Origin of the sequence: Limnohabitans sp. (assembly GCF_044373035.1) — a bacterium.
Taxonomy (GTDB): Bacteria; Pseudomonadota; Gammaproteobacteria; order Burkholderiales; family Burkholderiaceae_C; genus Limnohabitans_A.
Genome location: NZ_JBILQU010000010.1, coordinates 22432 through 46131 on the forward strand (window position 1 = coordinate 22432; position 23700 = coordinate 46131).

Annotated in this window: 24 protein-coding genes and 1 pseudogene; 21 read left to right on the forward strand and 4 right to left on the reverse strand. The window is 62.5% G+C overall.

Annotated features, from left to right (window positions below; translation table 11 throughout):
• Positions 1 to 81 precede the first annotated feature (81 nt).
• Entirely contained in the window at positions 82 to 1038 is a 957-nt protein-coding gene (locus ACIQ47_RS03105) for a Bug family tripartite tricarboxylate transporter substrate binding protein (RefSeq protein WP_396436799.1), read from the reverse strand.
• 178 nt (positions 1039 to 1216) lie between these two features.
• Here ACIQ47_RS03105 and ACIQ47_RS03110 point away from each other — a divergent pair, with 178 nt between their 5' ends.
• A complete protein-coding gene (locus ACIQ47_RS03110; protein WP_396436800.1) occupies positions 1217 to 1996 on the forward strand; it encodes a LuxR C-terminal-related transcriptional regulator in 780 nt (259 codons plus the stop codon).
• Here ACIQ47_RS03110 and iaaH read toward each other — a convergent pair.
• Positions 1987 to 3396, reverse strand: a complete 1410-nt coding sequence (gene iaaH / locus ACIQ47_RS03115) for an indoleacetamide hydrolase (RefSeq protein WP_396436801.1) — start codon at positions 3394 to 3396, stop codon at positions 1987 to 1989. The two genes, ACIQ47_RS03110 and iaaH, sit on opposite strands and share 10 nt — an antisense overlap.
• Positions 3397 to 3657: 261 nt before the next feature.
• Between iaaH and ACIQ47_RS03120 the strand changes: the two genes are divergently transcribed.
• Positions 3658 to 4827: a benzoate/H(+) symporter BenE family transporter gene (locus ACIQ47_RS03120; RefSeq protein ID WP_396436802.1), complete on the forward strand. Its 1170-nt coding sequence runs from the start codon at positions 3658 to 3660 to the stop codon at positions 4825 to 4827.
• Between the two features lie 31 nt (positions 4828 to 4858).
• Here the strand turns inward: ACIQ47_RS03120 and ACIQ47_RS03125 are convergent, their stop codons facing one another.
• On the reverse strand, positions 4859 to 6286 hold the full coding sequence (locus tag ACIQ47_RS03125) for an FAD-binding oxidoreductase (protein WP_396436803.1): 1428 nt from the start codon (positions 6284 to 6286) through the stop codon (positions 4859 to 4861).
• 199 nt (positions 6287 to 6485) lie between these two features.
• Between ACIQ47_RS03125 and ACIQ47_RS03130 the strand changes: the two genes are divergently transcribed.
• The 7 genes from ACIQ47_RS03130 to ACIQ47_RS03160 all read left to right on the forward strand — a co-directional run bounded on the left by ACIQ47_RS03130 (position 6486) and on the right by ACIQ47_RS03160 (position 11028).
• The gene (locus ACIQ47_RS03130) at positions 6486 to 7052 is read left to right on the forward strand and encodes a cob(I)yrinic acid a,c-diamide adenosyltransferase (protein WP_396436804.1); all 567 of its coding nucleotides are present in this window, start codon (positions 6486 to 6488) and stop codon (positions 7050 to 7052) included.
• Between the two features lie 4 nt (positions 7053 to 7056).
• Positions 7057 to 7398, forward strand: coding sequence for a hypothetical protein (locus ACIQ47_RS03135; RefSeq protein ID WP_396436805.1), 342 nt, complete (start codon positions 7057 to 7059; stop codon positions 7396 to 7398).
• Between the two features lie 60 nt (positions 7399 to 7458).
• Entirely contained in the window at positions 7459 to 9579 is a 2121-nt protein-coding gene (locus tag ACIQ47_RS03140; RefSeq protein ID WP_396436806.1) for an acetoacetate--CoA ligase, read from the forward strand.
• Positions 9580 to 9713: 134 nt separating this feature from the next.
• Positions 9714 to 9941, forward strand: a complete 228-nt coding sequence (locus ACIQ47_RS03145) for a hypothetical protein (RefSeq protein WP_396436807.1) — start codon at positions 9714 to 9716, stop codon at positions 9939 to 9941.
• On the forward strand, positions 9938 to 10336 hold the full coding sequence (locus ACIQ47_RS03150; protein ID WP_396436808.1) for a putative toxin-antitoxin system toxin component, PIN family: 399 nt from the start codon (positions 9938 to 9940) through the stop codon (positions 10334 to 10336). The genes ACIQ47_RS03145 and ACIQ47_RS03150 overlap by 4 nt, the downstream gene beginning before the upstream one ends.
• A gap of 58 nt (positions 10337 to 10394) precedes the next feature.
• On the forward strand, positions 10395 to 10562 hold the full coding sequence (locus ACIQ47_RS03155; protein ID WP_396436822.1) for a BrnT family toxin: 168 nt from the start codon (positions 10395 to 10397) through the stop codon (positions 10560 to 10562).
• Complete coding sequence (locus ACIQ47_RS03160; protein WP_396436809.1) at positions 10549 to 11028, forward strand: BrnA antitoxin family protein; 480 nt, start codon at positions 10549 to 10551, stop codon at positions 11026 to 11028. The genes ACIQ47_RS03155 and ACIQ47_RS03160 overlap by 14 nt, the downstream gene beginning before the upstream one ends.
• Here ACIQ47_RS03160 and dapD read toward each other — a convergent pair.
• Positions 10951 to 11928 (reverse strand): 2,3,4,5-tetrahydropyridine-2,6-dicarboxylate N-succinyltransferase, encoded by a 978-nt coding sequence (dapD, locus tag ACIQ47_RS03165; RefSeq protein ID WP_396436810.1) that lies wholly within the window; start codon positions 11926 to 11928, stop codon positions 10951 to 10953. The genes ACIQ47_RS03160 and dapD overlap by 78 nt on opposite strands.
• A gap of 276 nt (positions 11929 to 12204) precedes the next feature.
• Between dapD and ACIQ47_RS03170 the strand changes: the two genes are divergently transcribed.
• From ACIQ47_RS03170 to ACIQ47_RS03225, 12 genes and pseudogenes are all read left to right on the forward strand, one after another.
• Positions 12205 to 12648, forward strand: a complete 444-nt coding sequence (locus ACIQ47_RS03170; protein WP_396436811.1) for a MaoC family dehydratase N-terminal domain-containing protein — start codon at positions 12205 to 12207, stop codon at positions 12646 to 12648.
• 10 nt (positions 12649 to 12658) lie between these two features.
• Complete coding sequence (locus ACIQ47_RS03175) at positions 12659 to 13078, forward strand: MaoC family dehydratase (RefSeq protein WP_396436812.1); 420 nt, start codon at positions 12659 to 12661, stop codon at positions 13076 to 13078.
• Positions 13079 to 13080: 2 nt separating this feature from the next.
• On the forward strand, positions 13081 to 13890 hold the full coding sequence (locus ACIQ47_RS03180) for an enoyl-CoA hydratase/isomerase family protein (protein WP_396436813.1): 810 nt from the start codon (positions 13081 to 13083) through the stop codon (positions 13888 to 13890).
• Positions 13891 to 14163: 273 nt separating this feature from the next.
• On the forward strand, positions 14164 to 15084 hold the full coding sequence (locus tag ACIQ47_RS03185; protein WP_396436815.1) for an SDR family NAD(P)-dependent oxidoreductase: 921 nt from the start codon (positions 14164 to 14166) through the stop codon (positions 15082 to 15084).
• A gap of 96 nt (positions 15085 to 15180) precedes the next feature.
• Positions 15181 to 15498: pseudogene (locus tag ACIQ47_RS03190) on the forward strand (Zn-ribbon domain-containing OB-fold protein); the annotation flags it as partial.
• A 120-nt stretch (positions 15499 to 15618) separates the two neighbouring features.
• A complete protein-coding gene (locus ACIQ47_RS03195; protein WP_396436823.1) occupies positions 15619 to 16803 on the forward strand; it encodes a thiolase in 1185 nt (394 codons plus the stop codon).
• Positions 16804 to 16821: 18 nt separating this feature from the next.
• On the forward strand, positions 16822 to 17988 hold the full coding sequence (locus ACIQ47_RS03200; RefSeq protein WP_396436816.1) for an acyl-CoA dehydrogenase family protein: 1167 nt from the start codon (positions 16822 to 16824) through the stop codon (positions 17986 to 17988).
• Positions 17989 to 18001: 13 nt separating this feature from the next.
• Positions 18002 to 18979 carry an NAD(P)H-dependent flavin oxidoreductase gene (locus ACIQ47_RS03205; protein WP_396436817.1) on the forward strand — a complete coding sequence of 326 codons (978 nt, stop codon included), beginning with the start codon at positions 18002 to 18004 and terminating at the stop codon, positions 18977 to 18979.
• Between the two features lie 60 nt (positions 18980 to 19039).
• Complete coding sequence (locus ACIQ47_RS03210; protein WP_396436818.1) at positions 19040 to 20023, forward strand: Bug family tripartite tricarboxylate transporter substrate binding protein; 984 nt, start codon at positions 19040 to 19042, stop codon at positions 20021 to 20023.
• Between the two features lie 3 nt (positions 20024 to 20026).
• Positions 20027 to 21574: a class I adenylate-forming enzyme family protein gene (locus ACIQ47_RS03215; protein ID WP_396436819.1), complete on the forward strand. Its 1548-nt coding sequence runs from the start codon at positions 20027 to 20029 to the stop codon at positions 21572 to 21574.
• Between the two features lie 79 nt (positions 21575 to 21653).
• A complete protein-coding gene (locus tag ACIQ47_RS03220) occupies positions 21654 to 22535 on the forward strand; it encodes a MaoC family dehydratase N-terminal domain-containing protein (RefSeq protein ID WP_396436820.1) in 882 nt (293 codons plus the stop codon).
• A gap of 23 nt (positions 22536 to 22558) precedes the next feature.
• A partial coding sequence (locus ACIQ47_RS03225; RefSeq protein WP_396436821.1) for an acyl-CoA dehydrogenase family protein occupies positions 22559 to 23700 on the forward strand: 1142 nt, incomplete at its 3' end.

Genomic DNA, 23700 nt, shown 5'->3' on the forward strand with positions numbered 1-23700 from the left:
GCAAGACCGGCCTTGAGCCGGCGTGTAAGAAAAAATGGCCAAGCGGGAAACCCCACCTGGCCGTTTTTTGGCAGCACTTGTTCAGTCGGCCGTGAAACCAGAGGCTTTGACCACAGGGGCCCAGCGGGCAGTTTCTGTGCTGATCAGCGCTTGCAGGTCTTGTGGGCTGCCGCCGCCGATTTCCAGGCCCATTTTGATGAACCGGTCTTTGAGGGCCGGGTTTTTCAAGGCGCGGTTCACGGCGGCGTTCAACGTGGTGATCTGCGCGGAATCCGTGCCGCCCGGTGCAAACAGGGCAAACCAGCCCACGCCGACCAAATCCTTGAAGCCCGACTCTCGCAGGGTGGGCACATCCGGGAACAGCGCGTTGCGGCCCGGGCCTGATGTGGCCAGAATGCGGCTTTTGCCTGCGCGGTGCATCTCGCCTTGGTCCACCAAGGTGTCAATGCCCAGCGTGACTTGATCGCCGATGAGGGCCGTCATCAATTGCGCGCCGCCGTTGTAGGGCACATGGGTCAAATCGAGCCCGGTCTTCTGACCGATCATGACGCCAAAGAAATGCGGCAAACTGCCCGGGGCGGGTGAACCAAAAGAGCCCGTTTTGGGGTTCTTTTTGACCACGGGCACCAAGTCAGCAATACTGCGAATGGGGCTGTCGGCCTTGACCGACACCCCAAACTGAAAGTCGGCAATGTGCGCCACAGGCGCAAGGTCCTTTTGCACGTCGTAGTTGATTTTCTTGACCACCAGCGGTGCCAGCACCGGCACCACAATCGGTGCCAACATGACGGTGGAGCCGTTGGGCGCTGCATTTTTCAAGGCTTCAGCGGCGATGCGCCCACCCGCACCCGCGCGGTTTTCAACCACCACAGGGCGGCCCAATTCGTCCTTGAGGCGTTCGGCCAGCAGACGTGCGGCCAAATCGGCCGAGCCGCCTGCGCCAAAACCCACCAACACTTTGAGGGGCACCGGGTCGTTGGCTTGCGCCAGCCCAGACAACAGCAGCAACACACTGCCCAACCAGAGTTTCGTTTTCATCGCGCTTCCTTGAGTTGCAAAAGTTTAAAAATACACGAGATGACTTTAGGGTTTTCTGCCGCCAGCGAACACCCTCAAAATTGACGGTTGGTTCAATTGAAAACGTCCAGACAGCGGGTAATCTCTCTTGACCTTGCCTTTGCATTTGTTAACTTCAAGTGCTTGTGAGAAGTCCCCCATGTACCTGAACACACAACGATCCAAAATGCTGGCAGACCTGTGCGCGGTGATGGCCTCGGACGTCTCAAAAGCGCAACTGCTCCAGACCTTGGCGCAACCCTTGGCGCATTTCATGCAGGCCGATCATCTGGTGTCTCGCCAATGGAATGCCACCACCCGTCGCTACGCCATCTGCGCTTCTTACAACGTCAAGCCGTCCAGAATCCGGGCTTACGAAGAGCACTTCCAGTTTTGTGACCCCATCACGCCGCGCTTGCAGGCCATGCGCACACCCGTGCGGGTCAGCGATGTGTGTTCAGTGCAAGAGCTGGAGGGCTCCGAGTTTTACAACGACCACCTGCGTCAGGACGGTATTCACTGGGGCGTGAACCTGTACGCCTACCGTGGTGATGACTGCCTGGGCGATTTGGTCATTTACCGGGCGCGGGGACGAGACGACTTCAGCCGTCAAGACATGGCCTGCCTGAACATTCTTGCGCCCGTTTTCACCGCCGCATTGAGTCGACTGGAGACCGAGGAGGCCACCAAGACCGCATGGCTGGGCCATGACGAAGCCGAGCTGCGTCGCTTGTTGAGCGGGCCTTGTCAGCTCAGCCAGCGCGAGGCCGATGTGGTGCGGCTCTGCCTGAACGGTTGCTCAGACAAGGACATTGCACGCCAACTCCACATTGGCTTTACCACCGTGCGTTATCACCTGGGCCACGCGTTTGAAAAACTCGGCGTTCAGGGTCGCAACAAACTGGCGGCCCACATTGGGCTGCTTTTGCATCAAGCCTGAACCCTCGGTGGGCGCGGCAGCGCTGGCAAAACACGCTCAATGGCTGCAGCCACAGCCAAAAGGTGACGATCCGTGCCCAAAGCGCCGTCCAGCTCCAGCCCGACGGGCAAGCCCTCGGCCGTCAAACCCGCCGGGAGGCTGATGCCGGGCAGTCCGGCATTGCTGCCGGGGTCGGTGTTTCGGATCAAGGTTTTGAACGTGGGCACGGCTTGTCCATGCAAATCAACCAGCTCGTCATGACCTATGGGCGGGGCCGTCATGGGGCAGGTGGGAAAAGCCAGTGCATCCAGACGGTGGTCGGCAAAATGCCTGGCGTAGGCGATTTGCAGTTTCTGCCGACGGGCCTGTGCCGCAGCATAAGCCGTGGCCGTGACGCGTCCATGGCCCAATTGGCGCGACAAAAGCAGGGCCACATCCGGGCTGCCCACACCTGCCAGCAGGGCGTCCAGGGTCAGTCCCTGTGCTTTGGCATAAGCGGGCAGGCTTTGCATCATTTCGAACATCACCAAGGTCGATCCCGTGGCTTCGTTGTGCTGTTTCAGGTCTGGCACATCCAGTGTCAAGCAGACAACGCCTTCAGAGACCAGCGTCTCCAGCGCTAGCTCAATGACCGCCAGAACTTGCGGGTCAGCGCCTTCAAAAAAGTCCCCACGCGGAATGCCCAGACGCAAGCCTTTGAGTGACAAGTTCGGCATGTGCAGTCGGTCTTTTGCCAAGAGACCGTCCAGCCAGGCCACGTCTGCAACGCAGCGGGCCATGGGCCCGACGGTGTCTTTGGTGGGTGACAGGTGCAAGATGCCTTGTGATGAATAGCGGCCTGTGCTGGGTCTGAACCCAACCACACCACACAAGGCGGCAGGCAAGCGAACCGAGGCACCGGTGTCAGTGCCCAAGGCGGCGGGCACCATGCGCGCGGCCACGGCCACGGCCGATCCGCCAGAGCTCCCGCCCGGGATGCGAAAAGCGTTCCAGGGGTTGCGGCAGGCGCCAGTGACCGTGTTGTTCGAGGTGCCGCCCAAGGCCAGTTCGTGCAGATTGGTTTTGCCTGCGATCAAACAGCCAGACTGCAGCAAGCGCTCGACCACGGTGGCATTGCGCGAGGGTCTGCAAGCGAGCAAGGCCCGCGTGCCACCACTGGTGGGCAGCACTGCCGTGTCGATGTTGTCCTTGATCGCGACGGGTATGCCCGCCAAGGGCAGATGTTCAGAAGGCGCAGAAGAGGCCTGATCGAGGGCCTTTGCTTGCAGGATCAAGCCTTCAGAATCGCGGCTGATCCAGGCATTCAATGCGGTCAGTCGGTCCGTTTGCGCAAGCAAGGCCTGGACGTATTCCAGGTGCCCGAGATGTCGTGTGCGCAGCGCTGCGGCCGCTTCCAGCAGCGTGAGTTCGTGGGGGTCCATACGGCGTCAAGAATCAAAAACGGCTGACTCTAGGGGGCCTTTGAAAACTTGAACACCCCCATCAATGACAGTGTGCAAAAAATCCATCGCTTGCAGGCCCATACCGTGCTCGCCGGTGCGGGTGACCATGTGACACGGCGCACCGCGCAGTGACATACTTCACCGATGCCCGTTTTGTTGCAGAAACCTGCGCCTGACGGTGAGGCGCACGAGGACCAAAAATCCTCGTGCCTGGTACAAGGCTTCTGTGAGAAAACACCCATGTTGAAAAAATGGCTGAGCGATGCTTCCCTGTCCGCGGTGGTTGCCGGCTTTGTGGCCGTGCTGGTGGGGTTCACCAGTTCGGCGGTCATTGTTTTTGCGGCTGCACAGGCCCTGGGTGCCAACGAAGCGCAAACCGCTTCCTGGATGTGGGCGCTGGGTTTGGGCATGGGCGGCACCAGCTTGGTGTTGAGCCTTTGGTACCAGCAACCGGTGTTGACGGCTTGGTCAACGCCCGGTGCGGCGGTGTTGGCGGTGACGCAGGGCGTGACCCTGCCGGAAGCCACGGGGGCCTTCATCGTGAGTGCTTTGCTCATCATGGGTGCGGGTTACAGCGGTCTGTTTGAGCGGTGGATGGCACGCATTCCCTTGGCTTTGGCCAGTGCCTTGCTGGCGGGGGTTTTGGCACGCTTTGCTTTGGATGCGGTGGGGGCGGTCGGTCAGGCTCCGGTCTTGGTGCTCAGCATGGCGGGCGCGTACCTGATGGGGCGTCGCTTCTTTCCCCGATGGGCCGTGCCTGGTGTGCTGGCCGTGGGCATGGCGGTGGCGGCTTTGCAGGGTCAATTGAATGCGGCCCAGATTGCTTGGGCTTGGGCCACGCCGGAGTGGGTGACGCCTGAGTGGCGTTGGGGTGCCATGGTCAGTGTGGCCTTGCCGCTTTTCATCGTGACCATGGCATCGCAAAATTTGCCCGGTGTGGCGGCGCAGCGCAGTGCGGGTTACAACACGCCCATCTCGCCCGTGATCGGGGCCACCGGATGCGTGACCTTGCTGTTGGCCCCCTTTGGCGGGTATGCGCTCAATTTGGCCGCCATCACAGCGGCCATTTGCATGGGCCGTGAAGCGCATGCCGATCCCGCACGCCGGTACACGGCCTCGGCGGCGGCTGGCATTTTTTACATTCTGTTGGGCTTGGCCGGCGCCTCGATTGTCAGTTTGCTGGCCGCCTTCCCCAAGGCGCTGGTGTTGGCCGTTGCCGGATTGGCCTTGGTCAGCACCATCGCGTCCAGCCTGTCCACAGCCATGAAAGACGAGGGCCACCGTGATGCGGCCTTGCTGACTTTTCTGGTGACCCTTTCGGGCCTGAGCATTGCGGGGGTGGGGGCGGCTTTTTGGGGCCTGCTGGTGGGCGTCGTGGCACTTTGGGCCTGGTCTGCGCGCAAAGCCTGAAGCGGCTTTGCCTGCGCAAACCCCTTGAACATCACATCGAGAAAATCTTCCCCGGGTTCATGATGTTGTGCGGGTCCAGTGCCCGCTTGATGGTGCGCATCATGTCCACCGCGCCTTCGCCGGTTTCGGTGCGCAAGAAGTCCATCTTGTGCAGGCCAATGCCGTGCTCGCCGGTGCAGGTGCCCCCTAAGCGCAGGGCGCGGCTGACCAGTTGCTGATTTAATGCTTCGGCGGTTTCGCACTCTTGCGGGTTGTTCGGGTCGATCAAATAGCCAAAGTGGAAGTTGCCGTCGCCCACATGGCCGACCAAAAAGTAAGGAATGCCGCTGGCATCGGTTTCGGTGATGGAGTCGAGCAGGCAATCGGCCAGGCGGCTGATGGGCACGCAGGTGTCGGTGCTGATGGCGCGGCAGCCGGGTTTGCTCTGGATGGCCGCAAAGTAGGCGTTGTGCCGTGCCGTCCACAGGCGGGTGCGCTCTTCGGGGGTGGTGGCCCATTCAAACGAATTGCCGCCAAACTCGCTGGCGATTTCTTGCACCGTCTCGGCTTGCTCTTTCACGCCTGCGGGTGAGCCGTGAAACTCCATCAGCAACATCGGTTCTTCGCGCAAGCCCAGCTTGGCGTAGGCATTGACCATGCGCACGCTGTTGTGGTCCAGCAATTCCACCCGTGCGATCGGCACGCCCAGCTGAATGGTCTGGATCACGGTGCGCACCGCGGCTTCGATGCTGGGGAAAGAGCAAATGGCCGCCGAGATGGCTTCAGGCAAGGGGTACAGGCGCACGGTGACCTCGGTGATCACGCCCAGCGTGCCTTCGCTGCCCACCATCAGGCGGGTCAGGTCGTAGCCGGCGCTCGATTTTTTGGCGCGGGTGCCGGTGCGGATGATTTCACCCGAGGAGGTGACCACTTCCATGGCCAACACGTTCTCGCGCATGGTGCCGTAACGCACGGCGTTGGTGCCGCTGGCCCGCGTGGCGCTCATGCCGCCAAGGGTGGCGTCGGCACCCGGATCGATCGGGAAAAACAGGCCGGTGGACTTGATCTCTTCGTTGAGCTGCTTGCGCGTCACGCCCGGCTGCACCGTCACCGTCAGGTCTTCGGCGTTGATGGTCAACACCTTGTTCATGCGCATCAAGTCAATGCTGATGCCGCCTTGCACCGCCAACAAATGGCCTTCGAGCGAAGAGCCCACGCCAAACGGGATGACCGGCACCTTGTGCTCGGCGCACAGCTTGACCGCGTCGGCCACATCTTGCGTGCTCTCGGCAAACACCACCGCAGCCGGTGGCGGCACATGGGTGAAGGCCGACTCGTCGCGCCCATGCTGCTCGCGCACCACCAAGGCTGTGGAGCAGTTGTTGCCAAAGCGGGCCTTCAGGGCCGTCAAAAAGGCTTCAGGCACGGCGCGTTGCGCAACTTCGGGGGCCAGGTGGGCGGCGGGGGTGGGGGCGTTCATGGGGTGTCTCCGGTGGTGGCGGGCCAAGTCCGCCAGACATGCGAAACGTCAGTTTACGCCTCAATCAGAGGCCTTGCTGTCCGCTGCCAGACACGTTGCAGCCACTTGGCCGACAATCACGCATCGTTGCAGAAGCCCACCCCTGTGGGTGATTTTCCTGATCCTGCACACTTGAGCGAACAAAAAAGCGAGCAACACCATGGGCAACCGACTCACACAAATCGCCACCCGCACCGGGGACAACGGCACCACAGGCCTGGGCAACAACCAGCGGGTGTCCAAAAACAGCTTGCGCGTGCACGCCATGGGCGAGGTGGACGAGTTGAACTCCCACATCGGTGTGTTGCTGTGCGAAGACATGTCCGCTGACGTGCGCGAGGTGCTGGTCGAGGTGCAGCACCAGCTGTTCAACCTGGGGGGGGAATTGTCGATTCCCGGCTTTGAGTTGCTGAAAGTTGAGGCCGTCGCGGCCCTGGACGAGGCCCTTGAAAAGTACAACGCCCAGCTGCCCAAGCTCGAAGAATTCATCTTGCCTGCCGGCACACGGGGGGCATCGCAGGCCCATGTGTGCCGCACCGTGGCCCGCCGGGCCGAGCGTGCCTGCGTGGCCTTGGGCAACGAAGAAGCCTTGAACGACACCCCGCGCCAATACCTCAACCGCCTGTCTGACCTGATGTTTGTGCTGGCCCGCGTGCTCAACCGCATGAATGGCGGCGACGATGTGTACTGGAAAAGCCAGCGCATGAACAAAGAAACGGCGGCCTGAAAACGTGCGCAGGCTTTTGCACACCTTGGCGTGGGCTGTGTTGAGCCTGAGCGTGCTCAGCCCCGCAGTGGCTGCGCCGTCTTCGGTGGTGTTGAGTTGCGCCGTGGCCTACCTGCCCCAGCGCAGCACTTGGGTTCGCGAGGTCCGCATCGATTGGGATAAAAAAGCCATTCGGCGTTTGCGCATCGACGGTGTCGAGCCCCATGGCTTCTCACTCATTCACCAAGGAGTGATGACGGCCGTGGACAACGAGCGCATCCAGATTGACCTGGTCGCGCGCCAGTGGCAAAGCGATTTTCGGGGGCATGCCTCAGGCCAGGGGCGCTGCGAAACGGTGCCCGGTTGAACCCCGGCCCGCCTGTCACCTAGGTTCACATTTCAGGGTTGATGCGCATGACAGCGGGGCATGGCCGCTGATACGCTGCAACGCATGAACACCGCGACACGACCCTCCGCTTCTGCCCCTTATCTGCCTCAGATCAGGCTGTACCAAAACTGGCTGCGCGATGAACGCGGCCTGAGTTTTGCCACGTACAACGACCTCTGGCGTTGGTCGGTGACCGAGCTGGACGCTTTTTGGCAAAGCATTTGGGATTACTTTGATTTTCAGTCCCCCATGCCGCACACGGCGGTGCTGTTGAACAACGTCATGCCGGGGGCCAAGTGGTTTCCGGGGGCCCAGACCAATTACGCGCGCCAGGTGTTTCGGCATGTGCAGCCCGCGCACGCGGCGGGTTTTTTGGCGGTCATCAGCCACAACGAAAAAGGCCTGCGGCGCGAAATGACCTGGCCCGAGCTGCGCCGCCAGGTGGCCGCCATGGCGCTGCACTTGCAAGCCCAGGGGGTGCAGCCGGGGGACCGGGTGGCGGCTTATTTGCCGAACATCCCCGAAGCCATGGTGGCGTTTTTGGCCACTGTCAGTGTGGGCGGCGTGTGGAGCATTTGCGCGCCCGACATGGGCACCCACGCCGTGCTTGACCGCTTCAAGCAGATCGAGCCCAAGGTGCTGATCGCGGTGGACGGCGTGAGCTACGGCGGGCGCGACTTTGACCGCATGGGGGTGGTGCAAGCGCTGCGCGACGCGTTGCCCAGCGTGCGACACGTCATCGTGCACGACAACCTGGGCACGTTGGACCTGGCCCAATGCGACGTGGGTGCCAGCGTGCAGATGTCGGCCATCACCGCGCGTGACGATGCCGCCGTGCAGGCCTTTGAGCCGATGTGGTTGCCCTTTGACCACCCGCTGTGGATCGTTTATTCCAGTGGCACCACGGGTTTGCCCAAGCCCATTGTGCATGGCCACGGCGGCACCGTGATCGTGGCTTTGGCCAACAAAATTCTGCACAATGACATCGGCTGCAGCTACCACCCCAACAGCTGGGGCGAGCGCTTTCATTGGTACAGCTCCACCGGCTGGGTCATGTGGAACGCGCAGGTGGCGGGCCTGCTGAATGGCGTGACCTGCGTGATTTATGACGGCAACCCCGGCGGCAGCAAAGACAACCCGGACTGGGGCATTTTGTGGCGCTTGGCGGCACAAGAGCGCGTCACGTTTTTTGGTGCAGGCGCGGCGTACTTTGCCAACTGCCAAAAAGCCGGTTTGGACATTTCGCGCAGCGGTGATTTGTCTCAGGTGCGGGCCTTGGGCACCACCGGATCGCCCTTGTCGGCCGAAACGCAAACTTGGGGTGTGGACCAATTCAAGGCCATTGGCACCGACATCTGGTGGTGCAACATCTCGGGTGGCACCGACTTTGCGGGGGCCTTTTTGGGCGGCCACCGCGAGCTGCCGCAAGAGCCCGGCGTGATGCAGTGCCGCGAACTGGGTTGCGCGGTCGAGGCCTGGAACGAAGCGGGCGAGCCGGTGTTGGGCGAAGTGGGCGAGCTGATCTGCGCGCAGCCCATCCCGTCCATGCCCTTGTACTTCTGGAACGACAAGGACAACGCCCGCTATCTGGCCAGCTATTTTGAGATGTACCCCGCAGGCCACGGCCGCCAACCCGGCGGCGGCAACGGCTCGGCCAGCATGGGCGGCGTGTGGCGGCATGGCGACTGGCTGCGCATTGGCGATACCCAAGGCGTGGGCGAAGGCTGCGTGATCTTTGGCCGCAGCGACGCCACCATCAACCGCTACGGCCTGCGCATGGGCACCAGCGAGCTGTACAGCGCTGTCGAGGCCCTGCCCGAAGTCATGGACTCGATGGTGGTGGATTTGGAATACCTGGGCAAAGAAAGCTACATGCCGCTGTTTGTGGTGCTGCGTCCGGGTACGGCGTTTGACGAGGCGATCAAGGCCAAACTCAACAACGCCATCAAAGTGGCGCTCAGCCCGCGCTTCATCCCGAACGAGATCTTCCAAGTCGCCGAGATCCCGCGCACCCTTTCGGGCAAAAAGCAGGAGCTGCCGATCAAGAAACTCATGCTCGGCCAACCGCTGGAAAAGGTCGTCAACCGTGACGCCATGGCCAACCCGGGGTGTCTGGATTGGTATGTGGCTCTGGCCAAAGCGCATTTGGCCAGGGCCTGATATGCCCGCCCAACCCCCAGTACATAAAGCGCGATCTTCCCTAGGCCTCGAGCAGGCCACATTGCATCTTTTGCAATGATGTATTACAGTGTCTTACAGGGTGGGCCATAACCTTGTCCCCAGAAAGTAACGACATGAGTTCATTGACTGTGCGCTTAACCGATCGGGAAGAACGCGATTTGCAGCTGGCCTGCGAGCAGACCGGCAAAACCAAAAGTGAGGTCGTGCGTGACTTGCTGGCAGAGTCCTTACGTGGCTATCGTCTTCGTCAGGCCTTGCAGAAAGCACACACAGAACTGGGCGGCGCAGCCCGCCAGGCAGGTTGGCTAACCGAAGAAGACATCCTGCAGGATGAGTCGTGAAGGTTTTTCTCGACACCAACGTCTGGTTGTCGGCCTCGGTGTTTGCGGGCTTGTGTGAGGCGATCTTGATCGAGTGCCATCAACGCGACGGGCTATTGACCACCCCATTGGTGCAGGCTGAGGCCCACGAAGTGCTGAAGCGTAAATTTCCGCACTTGCCACAATCACAGGCACTGTTTGACGTCATCTGGTCAGAAGCCACCTGCGTGCAAGACCTGGACGAGCCAGCAGATGACAACGACGTCAGGCTGGTCAGAGCGGCCAGCTTGGCTGGTGCCGAGGTGTTCGTCACCGGCGATAAGCGCGTGCTGTCCTGGGGCTGCGAAGGCAACATGCAAATCCTGAGCCCCCGAAATGCGTGGATGCAGTTGTTTGCGGGCAATGATGGCGCTTGAAAAAGCGCCGAAGTAGGCCGTGCAGGTACGCGTTGGAAAATGATGGCTACCCCATCGACTGACCGTTGAAATCGACCAATCCTCGCGGTATCGCTTTCTACGCGTCGTTGGCCACATTGGCGACCGGTTTTTTTATGTGGTGTTCGTTGCCCGTGGCGAGGCGCGACGAATCATCAGCCTGCGAAAGGCGAACCAAAGTGAGGTGAGACGCTATGCCGAAACTTAAACCGAACCATATTTCTGTTACCGACACAGAAGATGCCGCGATCACTGCGGCAGCGATATCAGACCCTGATGCCTTGCCGTTCACGGATGCGCAGTGGGAGGCGCTCAAGCCAACGTTGCGTACCGGACGCCCGAAGGCAGAGGTGACCAAAGAACGCATCACCATTCGACTCTCCCGTGACGTGGTGACGCAGTTTCGCGCCACAGGAGAGGGTTGGCAGACCCGGATGGATTTGGCCTTGCGCCAATACATCGCCGAGCACCCGATCACCCACTGTTGGATGTCTCTGGCTCTTTGCGTATTGCCCTTGCCGGGCGGTGATCGGAAAAGACGAACGGCGTGCCCACTTGCGCAGGCACGCCGTTTTGTTTTGAAAGAACGAGAAAACTCAGTTCTTGTGCAACTCGGCGTTCAACTCGCCCCAGCTCTTGTTGCGCGGAATGGCGTGCAGCGCGCCGGACTGTGAATCGCGGCGGAACAAGATGCCGTTTTTGCCGGACAGTTCTTTGGCCTTCATGACCGAGCCGTCGGGCATTTGCACGCGGCTGCCGCCGGTGATGTAGCAACCGGCTTCCACAATGCAGTCGTCGCCCAGCGAGATGCCGATGCCGGCGTTGGCGCCCAGCAAGCAGCGCTTGCCGACCTTGATGACTTCTTTGCCACCACCCGACAGCGTGCCCATGATGGACGCGCTGCCGCCGATGTCGCTGGCGTCGTCCACCACCACGCCGGCGCTGATGCGGCCTTCGACCATGCTGGCGCCCAGCGTGCCGGCATTGAAGTTGCAAAAGCCTTCGTGCATGACGGTGGTGCCGCTGGCCAGGTGCGCGCCCAGGCGCACGCGGTCGGCGTTGGCAATGCGCACGCCCGACGGGATCACGTAGTCGGTCATTTGTGGGAACTTGTCCAAGCCCTTGATTTCGAGCACGCGGCCGGTACCACGGGCTTTCAGGCGGGCAGCGGGCACATCGGCCAGGGCGCAGGGGCCAAAGTTGGTCCAGGCCACGTTGGGCAGCAGACCAAAGATGCCGGTCACGTTGGCACCGTGCGGCAACACCAGGCGGTGGCTCAGCAGGTGCAGGCGCAGGTAGGCGTCGTGCGTGTCGGCGGGCGCGTCGGCCAGGCTTTTGATCTCGGTGCGAACCGCCACCACGGTGGCATTGCGCACGCTGCAGGCGACCAAGGCCTGAGCCACGTCTGCGCCCAAAGCGGCGACGGCTTCGGCCAGGGTCAGGCGGGTGCTGCCGCTGGCGGCGACGTCGGCAGCCAGTTCGGGGGCCGGGAACCAGGTGTCCAGCACGGTGCCGTCAGCGGCGATGGTGGCCAGGCCCGTGGCGCGTGCGCCGGTGGTTTGGAATGTGCTCATGGATGTACTTTGCTGCTAATGCTTAAAACGCTCGATTATCGGGGAGGACATTTGTTCTGACCAGTGGGGGGGTGTTTAGGGTGTTGTGGGTCAGACCCCAAACCTTGGTGACACCTGAGACCACCATGCTCCGCACAGCTGCTTTAGGATTCCACCCAGGGTAGGGAAGCAGATCTTCATCGATGATGCTGTGCGAGGCCTTAAACACCCAGCGTCTCGGTATTGGCGCTGGGCACTTCCTCTGAGTCATCCGTCATACAAATCCCGAGGTGAACCATGATCGACCGCCAATACATCGGCCACACCATGCCGCCCTTCGAGGTCTTGGTCGAAAAAGGCCGCCTGCGCTTTTTCGCCAAGGCCACGGGCCAGACCGACTTGGTCTACACCGACGAAGCCGCCGCCCACGCCGCAGGCCACCCGGGCTTGCCCGTGCCGCCCACGTTTTTGTTTTGCCTGGAGATGGAGTCGCCCGATCCGGCCGAGATCCGCAATCTGCTGGGCATGGACTACCGCAAGCTGCTGCACGGCGAGCAGGGCTTCACCTTTCACCGCATGGCCTACGCGGGCGATGTGCTGCGCTTTGAGCAGCGCATCGAAGACATCTATGACAAAAAGGGCGGCGCACTCGAATTTGTCGTCCGCACAACCCGTGTCAGCAACCAGCGTGGCGAGCATGTGGCCGATCTGCGCGCCGTCACCGTGTTGCGCCACGGATAAGGAAACTCCCATGACCTTCCCATCCTTTGATGCTCTGCAAGTGGGCGATACCATTGCCGCGCTGGATTTGCCACCCGTCTCGCGCCTGACGCTGGCGCTGTACTGCGGCGCTTCGGGCGACCACAACCCGATCCACGTCGACACCGACTTTGCCGCCCTCGCAGGCCTGCCCGACGTGATCGCGCACGGCATGTTGTCCATGGGCTGGCTGGCACGCTTGCTCACCAACTGGGTGCCACAAACCGCGATCCGCGACTACAGCGTGCGTTTTGCCGCCATGACCCAGGTGCACGAAAAGATCACCTGCACCGGCCAGGTGACCGAGAAATTCGAAGTCGATGGCGAACGCCGCGTGCGCCTGTCGTTGACCACGGTGAACGCCGAAGGCCAGATCAAATTGTCCGGAGAAGCCGTGCTTGCGCTGACATGACCATGGCCATGACCCACACATCCTTGCTCCAATTCGAGGTGAGCGACCAGGTCGCCACCATCACCTTTGACAGCCCGAGCAAACGCAACGCGCTCGAGCCCGCCATGCGCGACGAGCTGGCCGTGGCCCTGCAACACATTCAGCAAGACAAGACCATCCGCGCCTTGGTCCTCACCGGGGCAGGCGGGCACTTCTGCTCGGGCGGTGACCTGAAAAACATCGCCGCGGCCAATCTGGACAACAGCGGCTGGCTGGCCCGCATGCAGACTTTGCACGATTGGCTACAGGTGCTTTTGACACTCGACCGCCCGGTGATCGCGGCAGTCGATGGTGCGGCTGCCGGAGCGGGATTTAGCCTCGCCTTGTCGGCCGACTTCGTGCTGGCCACGCCTCGCGCTTGGTTCAACATGTCCTTCCTCAAGGTCGGCCTGGTGCCCGACGTGGGCGCGCTCTACACACTGCCCCGCGTGGTGGGTGTGCAGCGGGCCAAAGAAATCATGCTCTCGGCCCGCGACATCGACGCGCAAGAGGCCTTGCGACTGGGCATCGTGATGGAGCTGCACGCGCCGGACCAGTTGCTGCCCCGTGCGCAGGCCCTGGCGCGCAGCTTTGTGGGCGCATCGCCTGCTGCCGTGGCGCTCATCAAGCGCAGCCTGAACAACGCCTTGGGCGGCGGCTTGCAAGACATGCTGAGCGCCGAAGCGCAGGCGCAAGCTCTGGCCGCAGGCACCGCCGAACACCGCGAAGCCGTGGGACGGTTTCTGAACAAACAGCCGCCCTTGTTTGCTTGGCCAGCGCAGGACAAAACTTGACAAGTAAGTTCTCTGTAGGGGTCCACCCTGTGCTCGAAGGGATTCAGGACGTGTTCCACGCCCATCGCCCACGGGTGGGCGCCTACCAAACAAAGCCTTGCATACGCATGGGCAGGCCCCATACCAAGGGCAATCCCTGAGTTCGGCAATCCGAAAGACCCGGTTCAGCATTCGAAGATTGTTCAGAATCACGAGACGTCGCAAGATGCATCAACCCCCAGTGGGGTGACGCTGGCTCGTTGGATGTTCGTCCCATGACCCGAAGGAGAAAAAATGAGCAAAACAGGATTGGTTCAGGACAAAGTCGTCGTGGTCACCGGCGCTGGCGGCGGCATTGGTCGCGACATCGCGCTGGCCATGGCGCGTGAGGGCGCCAAGGTGGTGGTCAACGACATCGGCGCTTCGGTGTCAGGCGAAGGCCAGGATGCAGGCCCTGCGCAAAAAGTTGTTGACGAAATCCAGGCCATGGGCGGTCAGGCCGCCGCCAACACCGACAGCGTGTCTGACGCGGCAGGCGCGGCCCGCATCATTCAGACGGCCATCGACAGCTTCGGCCGCATCGACGTGGTGGTCAACAACGCAGGCATCTTGCGCGACCGCTTCTTCCACAAGATGAGCATGGACGAGTGGGATGCGGTGCTCAAGGTGCACCTGTATGGCGCGTTTTACGTCAGCCGCGCAGCCGCCCCGCACTTCAAGGCGCAAGAAAGCGGCAACTACATCCACATGACGTCCACCTCGGGGCTGGTGGGCAACTTCGGTCAGGCCAACTACTCGGCGGCCAAGTTGGGCGTCACGGCACTGTCCAAGTCGATCGCGCTCGACATGCAAAAGTTCAAGGTGCGCTCCAACTGCATCTCGCCCTTTGCTTGGAGCCGCATGATCGGCTCGATCCCGACCGAGACACCCGAAGAGAAGGCCCGCGTGGCGCGCATCAAGCAGATGACCCCCGCCAAGATCGCGCCCATGGCCGTGGCCCTGGCCAGTGACGACTCGGCCCATGTGAACGGCCAGGTCTTTGCCGTGCGCAACAACGAAATCTTCTTGATGAGCCAGCCGCGCCCCATCCGCTCGGTGCACCGCAGCGAGGGCTGGACGCCGCAGTCGGTGCTGGACCAAGCCATGCCCGCGCTCAAGTCGAGCTTCTTTGACCTGGAGCGTTCGGGCGATGTGTTCAGCTGGGACCCGATCTGAGGAGATAACCATGAGCCCCCACGTTCGTCACTTTGTGTACTCACTGCCCCCTGAGGGGGTGCTGTCCTCCTTGGGGCGGCCTGGCCGAGAACAGCGATGAGCGACAACGCAAAAGGTGTGCTCGCGCAGCACCAAGCCGCCCTTGATGAAGGCCGCTTCATGGTCCAGCATTGCAAGGGCTGTGACCAGCACATTTACTTTCCCCGTGAGGTTTGCCCGCATTGCGGCAGCGACGACCTCGCGCTGGTGGCCCCCACAGGCTTGGGCACGGTGTATTCCGTGACCACTGTGCGCCGCAAACCGGACGCGGGTGGCGACTACAACGTCTGTCTGATCGATCTGGACGAAGGCGTGCGCCTGATGAGCCGCGTGGACATGGACCCTGTCGACGCCGTGCAGGTGGGCCAGCGTGTGCAGGCCCGTGTGGTGGTCGAGAAGGGCCAAGGCTTGGTGGTGTTTGACCCGGTCAGCACAGCGGCGGCAGCGGCCAGAGCGGCCAAGCCCGTGCCCCGCGGCCCGGCCGCATCGGCAGCGGTGCACACCTCGTCGGGCCTGAAAGCCTTGCGCGGCAGCGCCGCCATTGCGGGCGTGGCCACCTTTGGTTGTGGGGAGGCCACGGGTTTTACCGAGATGGAAGTGCTGGCCCGCGCTGCGCGCGCAGCGGTGGCCGATGCCGGCCTGAAGATGAGCGACATCGATGGCCTGTGCACCGCCAGTGTGCTGTCCACCATGTGGCCCATGCCCGTGACCGAGTATTTGGGCATCAACCCCCGTTACATCAATGGCACCATGCTGGGCGGCTCCAGCTTTGTGGCGCACATTTTGCCCGCCATGATGGCTTTGCAGTCGGGCCAGTGCAACGCGGTGCTGGTCTGCTACGGCAGCACGCAGCGCACCTCCACCTTTGGCCGCGCCGAGATCGCGCAGGCGCGCCGCGTGATGGACCCGCAGCCTCACGAAACCCCCTACGCCCCGATGCAGCCGCTGAGTGCGTATGCGTTGGCCACGCGTCGGCACATGCACGAGTACGGCACCACCCGCCGCCAGCTGGCCGAAGTGGCCGTGGCCGCCCGCGCCTGGGCGCAGCGCAACCCCGAAGCCTTCATGCGCGATCCGCTGTCGATCGACGATGTGCTCAAGGCCCGCATGGTGTCCGATCCCTTGTCGGTGCGCGACTGCTGCCTGGTCACCGATGGCGGTGGTGCTTTTGTGCTGGTGCGCGCCGACCGTGCGCGTGATCTGCCCCAAAAGCCGGTCTACGTGCTGGGCAGCGCCACTGCCAACTGGAACCGCCAGATTTCGGCCATGCACGACCTGACCGTCACTGCCGCCAGCCAGTCCGGCCGCGAGGCTTTTGCCATGGCGGGCCTCGCGCCTGCCGACATGGGTGTGGTGCAGCTGTATGACGCGTTCACCATCAACACCTTGCTGTTTCTGGAGGACCTGGGCTTTTGCAAAAAAGGCGAAGCCGGTGCCTTTGTGGAAGGCGGCGGCATCGCACCCGGTGGCCACCTGCCGGTCAACACCAACGGCGGCGGCCTGTCGTGCACGCACCCCGGCATGTACGGCATCTTCACCGTGATCGAAGCCGTGCGCCAGTTGCGCGGCGAAGGCGGCGAGCGCCAAGTGCAAGGCGTGCAGACCGCGCTGGCCCACGGCAACGGCGGCACGCTGTCGAGCCAGTCCACCGCCGTCCTCGGCACTTTTGAAACCCTGTAAATACGCCTCGCATTCACCATGATCCGAGACCCCGAAACCTTTGAAGCCCTGCTCGACTCCGTGCGCTGTTTTGTGCGCGAGCGCCTGGTGCCTGCCGAAAACGAAGTGGCCGAGACCGACGAGATCCCCGAAGCCATCGTGCAAGAGATGCGCGAGATGGGCCTGTTTGGCCTGACCATCCCCGAGTCCTATGGCGGCCTGGAGCTGACCATGGAAGAAGAGTCGCGTCTCTTGTTTGAGCTGTGCAAGACCTCGCCCGCTTTCCGCTCGGTGATCGGCACCACGGTGGGCATCGGCTCGCAAGGCATCTTGATGGACGGCACCGAAGCACAAAAAGCCTACTACCTGCCCAAGTTGGCCACGGGCGAGTTGTCGGCCTCGTTTGCTTTGACCGAACCTGAAGCGGGTTCGGATGCGGCCTCGCTGCGCACCACGGCCATCCGAGGCACGGACAGTGAGGGCGAGCACTACATCGTCAACGGCACCAAGCGCTACATCACCAACGCGCCGCATTCCAAAATTTTCACACTCATGGCGCGCACCAACCCGGCCGACAAGGGCGCCGGCGGTGTGTCTGCTTTCATTGTCGACGCTCAATCGCCGGGCATCAGCTTGGGCAAAAACGACAAGAAGATGGGCCAAAAAGGCGCGCACACCTGCGACGTGATGTTTGACAACGTGCGTGTGCCTGCAGCCAACCTGATCGGTCACCAAGAGGGCCAGGGTTTCAAGACCGCGATGAAGGTGCTCGAGAAGGGGCGCATCCATTTGGCCGCCGTGTGTGTGGGCGTGGCCCAGCGCATTCTCGATGACGCGCTGCGCTACGCCATCGACCGCAAGCAGTTCGGCCAGCCGATCGCCGAGTTCCAGCTGGTGCAGGCCATGTTGGCCGACAGCAAAGCCGAGCTTTACGCCGCCGAGTGCATGGTGATCGATGCCGCCCGCAAACGCGACGAAGGCCGCAACGTGTCCACCGAGGCATCGTGCTGCAAGATGTTCGCGTCCGAGATGTGTGGCCGCGTGGCTGACCGTGCGGTGCAAATCTTGGGCGGCGCAGGTTACCTCTCGGAGTATGGCATCGAGCGCTTTTACCGCGATGTGCGTTTGTTCCGTTTGTACGAGGGCACCACGCAAATCCAGCAAATCATCATTGGCCGCAACATGGTGCGCGAAGCGCGCGCCTGAGGCCAGCAAGACCATGAAAACCCGCGTCACCGCAGCATTGGGTATCCGTTACCCCATCATCCAGGGCGGCATGCAGTGGGTGGGCAAGGCCGAGCTGGTCTCGGCCGTGTCCAACGCGGGGGGCCTGGGCGTGCTCACGGCCCTCACCCAGCCCAACCCGCAAGCCTTGACGCTCGAGATCGCCCGTACCCGCACGCTCACCAACCAGCCCTTTGGTGTGAACCTGACCATCTTGCCCTCGATCAACCCGCCGCCCTATGCCGAGTACCTGAAGGCCATCATCGACAGCGGCGTGAAGATCGTGGAAACGGCGGGCAACAGCCCCAAGGACTTCATTGGCCGCATGAAGGACGCGGGCATCACCATCGTGCACAAATGCACCTCGGTGCGCCATGCCCTGAGCGCCGAGCGCAATGGCGTGGACATGATCAGCATCGATGGCTTTGAATGCGCGGGCCATCCTGGCGAAGACGATGTGCCCGGACTGGTCTTGATTCCGCTGGCTTGCCAGGCGCTGCGTGTGCCGGTGATCGCCTCGGGCGGCATTGCCGACGGGCGCGGCATGGCCGCAGCCATGGCGCTCGGGGCCGAGGGCGTGAACATGGGCACCCGCTTTTTGGTCACACAAGAAGCGCCGGTGCACGACAACATCAAACAAGCCTTGGTGGGTGCCACCGAACGCGACACGAAACTGATGTTCCGCACGCTGCGCAACACCACCCGCGCCTGGAGCAACGCCGTCTCGCAAGAAGTGGTCGCCACCGAAAACCGCGAAGGCGGTTGCAGCTTTGAAGACATCCGCCACTTGGTCGCAGGCCAACGTGGCAACCAGGCCCTGCAATCGGGCGACGTCAACGGTGGCGTGGTCGCAGCAGGCCAGGTGATTGGCCTGATCGACGATGTGCCCACTTGCGCCGACCTGATCGAACGCATGGTGGCCGACTGCCGCGCTGCGCTTGCGCGCGCGCAGGCCTGGTCGCATCCCCCTTGAGCGCCGCCCCAACTGTTCACCCCCCAAGCCAGCAACCTTAAAAACCCCAGGAGACAAACCATGACAAAAACCCCATCCACCCAGCGCCGCTTGCTGATGGCCCTTTTGGGGGCGGTGTGTACCACATCCGCCCTGCCCCTGTGGGCCCAGTCCACAGGCAACAACACCGTCAAGCTCATCGTGGGTTACGCCCCGGGCGGGCCTGTGGATTCATCGGCGCGCGTGTTTGCGCCGGTGCTCAGCCGCGAACTGGGCCAGCCCGTGATCGTGGAAAACCGGCCCGGCGCAGGTGGCGCGGTGGCAGGCAACACCGTGGTCAGGTCCTCGCCCAACAGCCTGGAAATTTTTTATGCCGCCAGCCCCACCATGACCATCAGCCCCCATGTGCTCAAAGCCATGGCCTTTGACCCGCTCAAGGACATGACCCCGCTGGCCACCATCCTCAGTTATGCCAACGTGCTGGTCATCAACCAGAACCAGCCTTTCAAAACCTTGCCCGAGTTGGTGGCCTTTGGCAAAGCCAATCCCGGCAAACTGGCTTACGGCTCGGCCGGCATGGGCGCATCCAACCACCTGAGCGGCGAGTTGTTTGCACGGCGTGCAGGCATCACCATGACGCATGTGCCCTACAAGGGCAACGCCCCGGCCATGACCGACGTGATGGGCGGGCAGATCCAGATGATGTTTGACATCGTGGGCGGTGCCAAGGTCCACATCGACGGCGGCAAAGTGCGCCCCCTGGCCGTGACCTCCAAAGAGCGCAACCCGGCGCTGCCGCAGCTGCCCAGCATGAGCGAGTTGGGCGTCCGTGATTACGACGTGGGCGGCTGGTACGGTCTGTATGGCCCGCTGGGCATGAGCGCCGAACTCAGCCAGAAGATCACGACCGCCACAGCGCGCGCCCTGCAAGACCCCGAGCTGAACAAGCGCTGGGTGGACCAAGGCTACGTCATCTGGAATGCCAAGCCCGCCGACCTGGCCGAGCGCATGCGCCGAGAACACGCGCTGTGGGCCGAAGTCACCAAGGGCATGACTTTCGAATAAACCATGTCTTTGCAATTGACCCCCCACACCCGCACCCATACGCGCATTCACCACCTGTTTGACGAACGCGTTGCACAGGCTCCAGACCATCCTTTTCTGTATCTGACGCAGGGGGTGATGACGCTGGTGCAGTTGGCGCAGCAAGTGGATGCTCTGGAAGCCGAGTTGCGCGATGCTGGTGTGCGCGTGGGTGACCGGGTGCTGGTGGCCGCAGAAAATTGCCCCGAGCATGTGGCTTTGGTGTTGGCCTGCAGCCGCGTGGGGGCTTGGGCTTGCGGGGTCAATGCCCGCGTGACGGCGTCAGAACTCGCGGGCTTTGCCGACAAGGCCGATGCACGGTTGCTGTATTTCACGGTGGGTGTGTCTGAGGCGGCGCGTCAGCATGCGGCGCAGCACGACACGCGAGCGAGCGTGTTGCCGGGCTTGCAGCGCGCAGCTGTCAGGCCGCAGGCCACCGCGCAGACGGGCGACCTGGCGGAGCAGGTGGCCGCGATCATCTTCACCTCGGGCACCACCGGCCAGCCCAAGGGCGTGATGCTCACGCACGCGGGATTGCTGCAGTTTGCGCGGGTCTCGGCGCAGTCGCGCCTGTTGGGGCCGTCGGACCGGTCGTACGCGTATTTGCCCATGACCCACATCTTTGGCTTGGGCACGGTGTTCATGGCCTCGCTGCACGCGGGCTCGGGCCTGCTCATGCGCAGCCAGTTTGACCCGGCCGATGTGTTGGATGCGCTGGCCCATCAGGGCCTGACCCAGCTGCAAGGCCCGCCCGCCATGTTCACCCGCTTGCTGACCTGGCTCGACGGTCAGGGCATTGCGCATCCGGTCGCGCCTGATTTGCGTTACGTTTACTCTGGTGCTGCCCCGCTGGACCTGAGCGTCAAGCAAGCGATCGAAGCGCGCTTTGGCAAAGTCTTGCACCACGGCTATGGCCTGTCGGAATACGCAGGCGCCTTGACGCTGTGCCGTTTGAACGAACGGCGTGCGGACTCCAGCGCAGGATATTTGGTCGAAGGGGCCGAGCTGCGCATCATCGGCCCACACGGGCAAGATTTGCCAGCAGGCGAGACCGGCGAGATCTGGATGCGCGGCGTGGGCTTGATGGCCGGTTATTTCCGCGATCCCGACATCACCGCGCAGGTCATCCAACCTGGCGGCTGGTACGCCAGCGGCGATCTGGGCCGACAAGACGCCGATGGCGCATTGCAGGTGGTGGGGCGTCTGAAAGAGATGATCATCCGTTCCGGCTTCAATGTGTACCCCGGCGAGGTCGAGGCGATTTTGCTGGCCTGGCCCGGTGTGCAAAAAGCGGCGGTGGTCGGGCGCAAAGCGGCCGATGGCAACGAGGACATCCTGGCCTTCATCGAAGCCAAAACCGGCGTGCAGCTGGACCTGCAGGCCCTCAAAGCCCATGCCCATGAACATTTGTCGCCTTACAAGCGGCCCTCGGTCATGGCCTTGGTGCCCGACATGCCCATGACGCTCAGCGGCAAAGTGCTCAAGCGTGAGCTGCTTGAACAATGGACCGCAGCCCAGGCGCACAAGGCATGACCCCGCTTCTTGACTTGTAAAGGCGGACTTTCACAAAGACAGACGGCCTTCCAGCTCCAACTGCGCGAAGATCGAGCCTATGACGAGCTTTTCAAATCTAGACAACGAACAAGTGGCCCACCTGCGCAGCTGGGAAGGCCGCAGCGAAACGCTGACCGACGAGATCGTGGCCGCGCCACTTCGCGGCCAAAGCGCTTTGCTCGACCGCGATGACACCCGCCAAGGCGCAGGCAGCGAAGTGCCGCCCCTGTGGCACTGGCTGTACTTTTTGCCGCAAGCGCGGCAAAGCCAGATCGGGCCCGACGGCCACCCTGTGCGCGGTGGCTTTTTGCCGCCGGTGCCACTGCCGCGCCGCATGTGGGCAGGCGGTCGCCTGCAGTGGCAAACCGACAACCCACTGCGCGTGGGCGACGCCGCTCAAAAGCATTCGCGCATCGCCTCGGTCAAGCACAAGGCGGGCCGCACAGGTGACCTGCTGTTTGTCGAAGTCGAGCACGCTTTCAGCAATGCTCAGGGCTTATGCCTGACCGAAACGCACGACATCGTGTACCGCGCAGCAGTAGTGCCTGGTGCCCCGGAAGTGCCGCCCATCGCGGCCGAGATCGGCGCGCCTTGGCAGCGCGAGTTTGTGCCCGATCCGGTGTCGCTGTTTCGCTATTCGGCGCTCACCTTCAACGGCCACCGCATCCATTACGACCGCAGCTACGTCACGCAAGAAGAAGGCTACCCCGGTCTCATCGTGCACGGCCCGCTGATCGCCACTTTGTTGGTGGACTTGGTGCGCAGGCAAGTGCCCGGTGCCCGCCTGGCCTCGTTCCAGTTTCGTGCCGTGCGCCCCACCTTTGACCTGCACCCCTTCCGCCTGAACGGCCGACCGTCTGCCGACGGCAAAACCATTGACCTTTGGGCCAGCGACCACGAAGGTTGGCTCACCCTGCAAGCGCAAGCCACTTTGGCCTGAGATTTTTTACCCATACCACCACCATGCAAACCACACCCGACCAGTACCAAGACATCCGCGACGCCGTGCGCGCCCTGTGCGCTCAGTTTCCTGACGAGTACCACCGCAAGGTCGACGAAAAACGCGGCTACCCGGAAGAGTTTGTCGACGCACTGACCAAGGCTGGTTGGATGGCCGCGCTGATTCCGCAGGAATACGGCGGCTCTGGCCTGAGCATGGCCGAGGCTTCGGTCATCATGGAAGAGATCAACCGCTCGGGCGGCAACTCGGGCGCGTGCCACGGTCAGATGTACGTCATGAACTCCATCGTGCGCAGCGGCTCTGACGCGCAAAAGAACACGCTCTTGCCCAAAATCGCCACTGGCGAGTTGCGCATCCAGTCCATGGGCGTGACCGAGCCCACCACCGGATCGGACACCACCAAGCTCAAAACCACCGCCGTGCGCAAAGACGGCCGCTGGGTCATCAACGGCCAAAAGGTCTGGATCTCGCGCATCCAGCACAGCGACCTGATGATCTTGCTGGCCCGCACCACGCCCGCCGACCAGGTCACCAAGCGCTCCGAAGGTTTGTCCTGCTTCTTGATCGACCTGAAGCAGGCCATCGGCAACGGCCTCACGGTGCGGCCGATTTTGAACATGGTCAACCACGAGACCAACGAGCTGTTTTTTGACAACCTCGAAATCCCCGAAGACGCGCTCTTGGGCGAAGAAGGCAAGGGCTTCAAGACCCTGCTCGACGGCCTGAACGCCGAGCGCGTCTTGATCGCCGCCGAGTGCATTGGCGACGGCTACTGGTTCATCGACCGCGCCACCAAATACGCCAAGGACCGCGTGGTCTTTGGCCGCCCGATTGGCCAAAACCAGGGCGTGCAGTTCCCGATTGCCGACGCTTTCATTGAGCTCGAAGCCGCCAACCTGATGCGCTGGAAAGCCTGCGAAAAAATCGACGCCATGCAAAACGCCGGGGCCGAAGCGAACATGGCCAAGTACCTCGCGGCCAAGGCCAGCTGGGAAGCGGCCAACGTCTGCCTGCAAACCCACGGCGGCTTTGGTTTTGCCTGTGAGTACGACATCGAGCGCAAGTTCCGCGAAACCCGCCTGTACCAAGTCGCCCCGGTTTCCACCAACATGATCTTCAGCTACGTGGCCGAGCACATCCTCGG

Excerpts from the sequence above, each read along its gene's own strand:
- ACIQ47_RS03105 (WP_396436799.1), bottom strand. The coding sequence starts at position 1,038 with ATGAAAACGAAACTCTGGTTGGGCAGTGTGTTGCTGCTGTTGTCTGGG.
- ACIQ47_RS03110 (WP_396436800.1), top strand. The coding sequence starts at position 1,217 with ATGTACCTGAACACACAACGATCCAAAATGCTGGCAGACCTGTGCGCG.
- iaaH (WP_396436801.1), bottom strand. The coding sequence starts at position 3,396 with ATGGACCCCCACGAACTCACGCTGCTGGAAGCGGCCGCAGCGCTGCGC.
- ACIQ47_RS03120 (WP_396436802.1), top strand. The coding sequence starts at position 3,658 with ATGTTGAAAAAATGGCTGAGCGATGCTTCCCTGTCCGCGGTGGTTGCC.
- ACIQ47_RS03125 (WP_396436803.1), bottom strand. The coding sequence starts at position 6,286 with ATGAACGCCCCCACCCCCGCCGCCCACCTGGCCCCCGAAGTTGCGCAA.
- ACIQ47_RS03130 (WP_396436804.1), top strand. The coding sequence starts at position 6,486 with ATGGGCAACCGACTCACACAAATCGCCACCCGCACCGGGGACAACGGC.
- ACIQ47_RS03140 (WP_396436806.1), top strand. The coding sequence starts at position 7,459 with ATGGCCGCTGATACGCTGCAACGCATGAACACCGCGACACGACCCTCC.
- ACIQ47_RS03145 (WP_396436807.1), top strand. The coding sequence starts at position 9,714 with ATGAGTTCATTGACTGTGCGCTTAACCGATCGGGAAGAACGCGATTTG.
- ACIQ47_RS03160 (WP_396436809.1), top strand. The coding sequence starts at position 10,549 with ATGCCGAAACTTAAACCGAACCATATTTCTGTTACCGACACAGAAGAT.
- dapD (WP_396436810.1), bottom strand. The coding sequence starts at position 11,928 with ATGAGCACATTCCAAACCACCGGCGCACGCGCCACGGGCCTGGCCACC.
- ACIQ47_RS03170 (WP_396436811.1), top strand. The coding sequence starts at position 12,205 with ATGATCGACCGCCAATACATCGGCCACACCATGCCGCCCTTCGAGGTC.
- ACIQ47_RS03175 (WP_396436812.1), top strand. The coding sequence starts at position 12,659 with ATGACCTTCCCATCCTTTGATGCTCTGCAAGTGGGCGATACCATTGCC.
- ACIQ47_RS03180 (WP_396436813.1), top strand. The coding sequence starts at position 13,081 with ATGGCCATGACCCACACATCCTTGCTCCAATTCGAGGTGAGCGACCAG.
- ACIQ47_RS03185 (WP_396436815.1), top strand. The coding sequence starts at position 14,164 with ATGAGCAAAACAGGATTGGTTCAGGACAAAGTCGTCGTGGTCACCGGC.
- ACIQ47_RS03200 (WP_396436816.1), top strand. The coding sequence starts at position 16,822 with ATGATCCGAGACCCCGAAACCTTTGAAGCCCTGCTCGACTCCGTGCGC.
- ACIQ47_RS03205 (WP_396436817.1), top strand. The coding sequence starts at position 18,002 with ATGAAAACCCGCGTCACCGCAGCATTGGGTATCCGTTACCCCATCATC.
- ACIQ47_RS03210 (WP_396436818.1), top strand. The coding sequence starts at position 19,040 with ATGACAAAAACCCCATCCACCCAGCGCCGCTTGCTGATGGCCCTTTTG.
- ACIQ47_RS03215 (WP_396436819.1), top strand. The coding sequence starts at position 20,027 with ATGTCTTTGCAATTGACCCCCCACACCCGCACCCATACGCGCATTCAC.
- ACIQ47_RS03220 (WP_396436820.1), top strand. The coding sequence starts at position 21,654 with ATGACGAGCTTTTCAAATCTAGACAACGAACAAGTGGCCCACCTGCGC.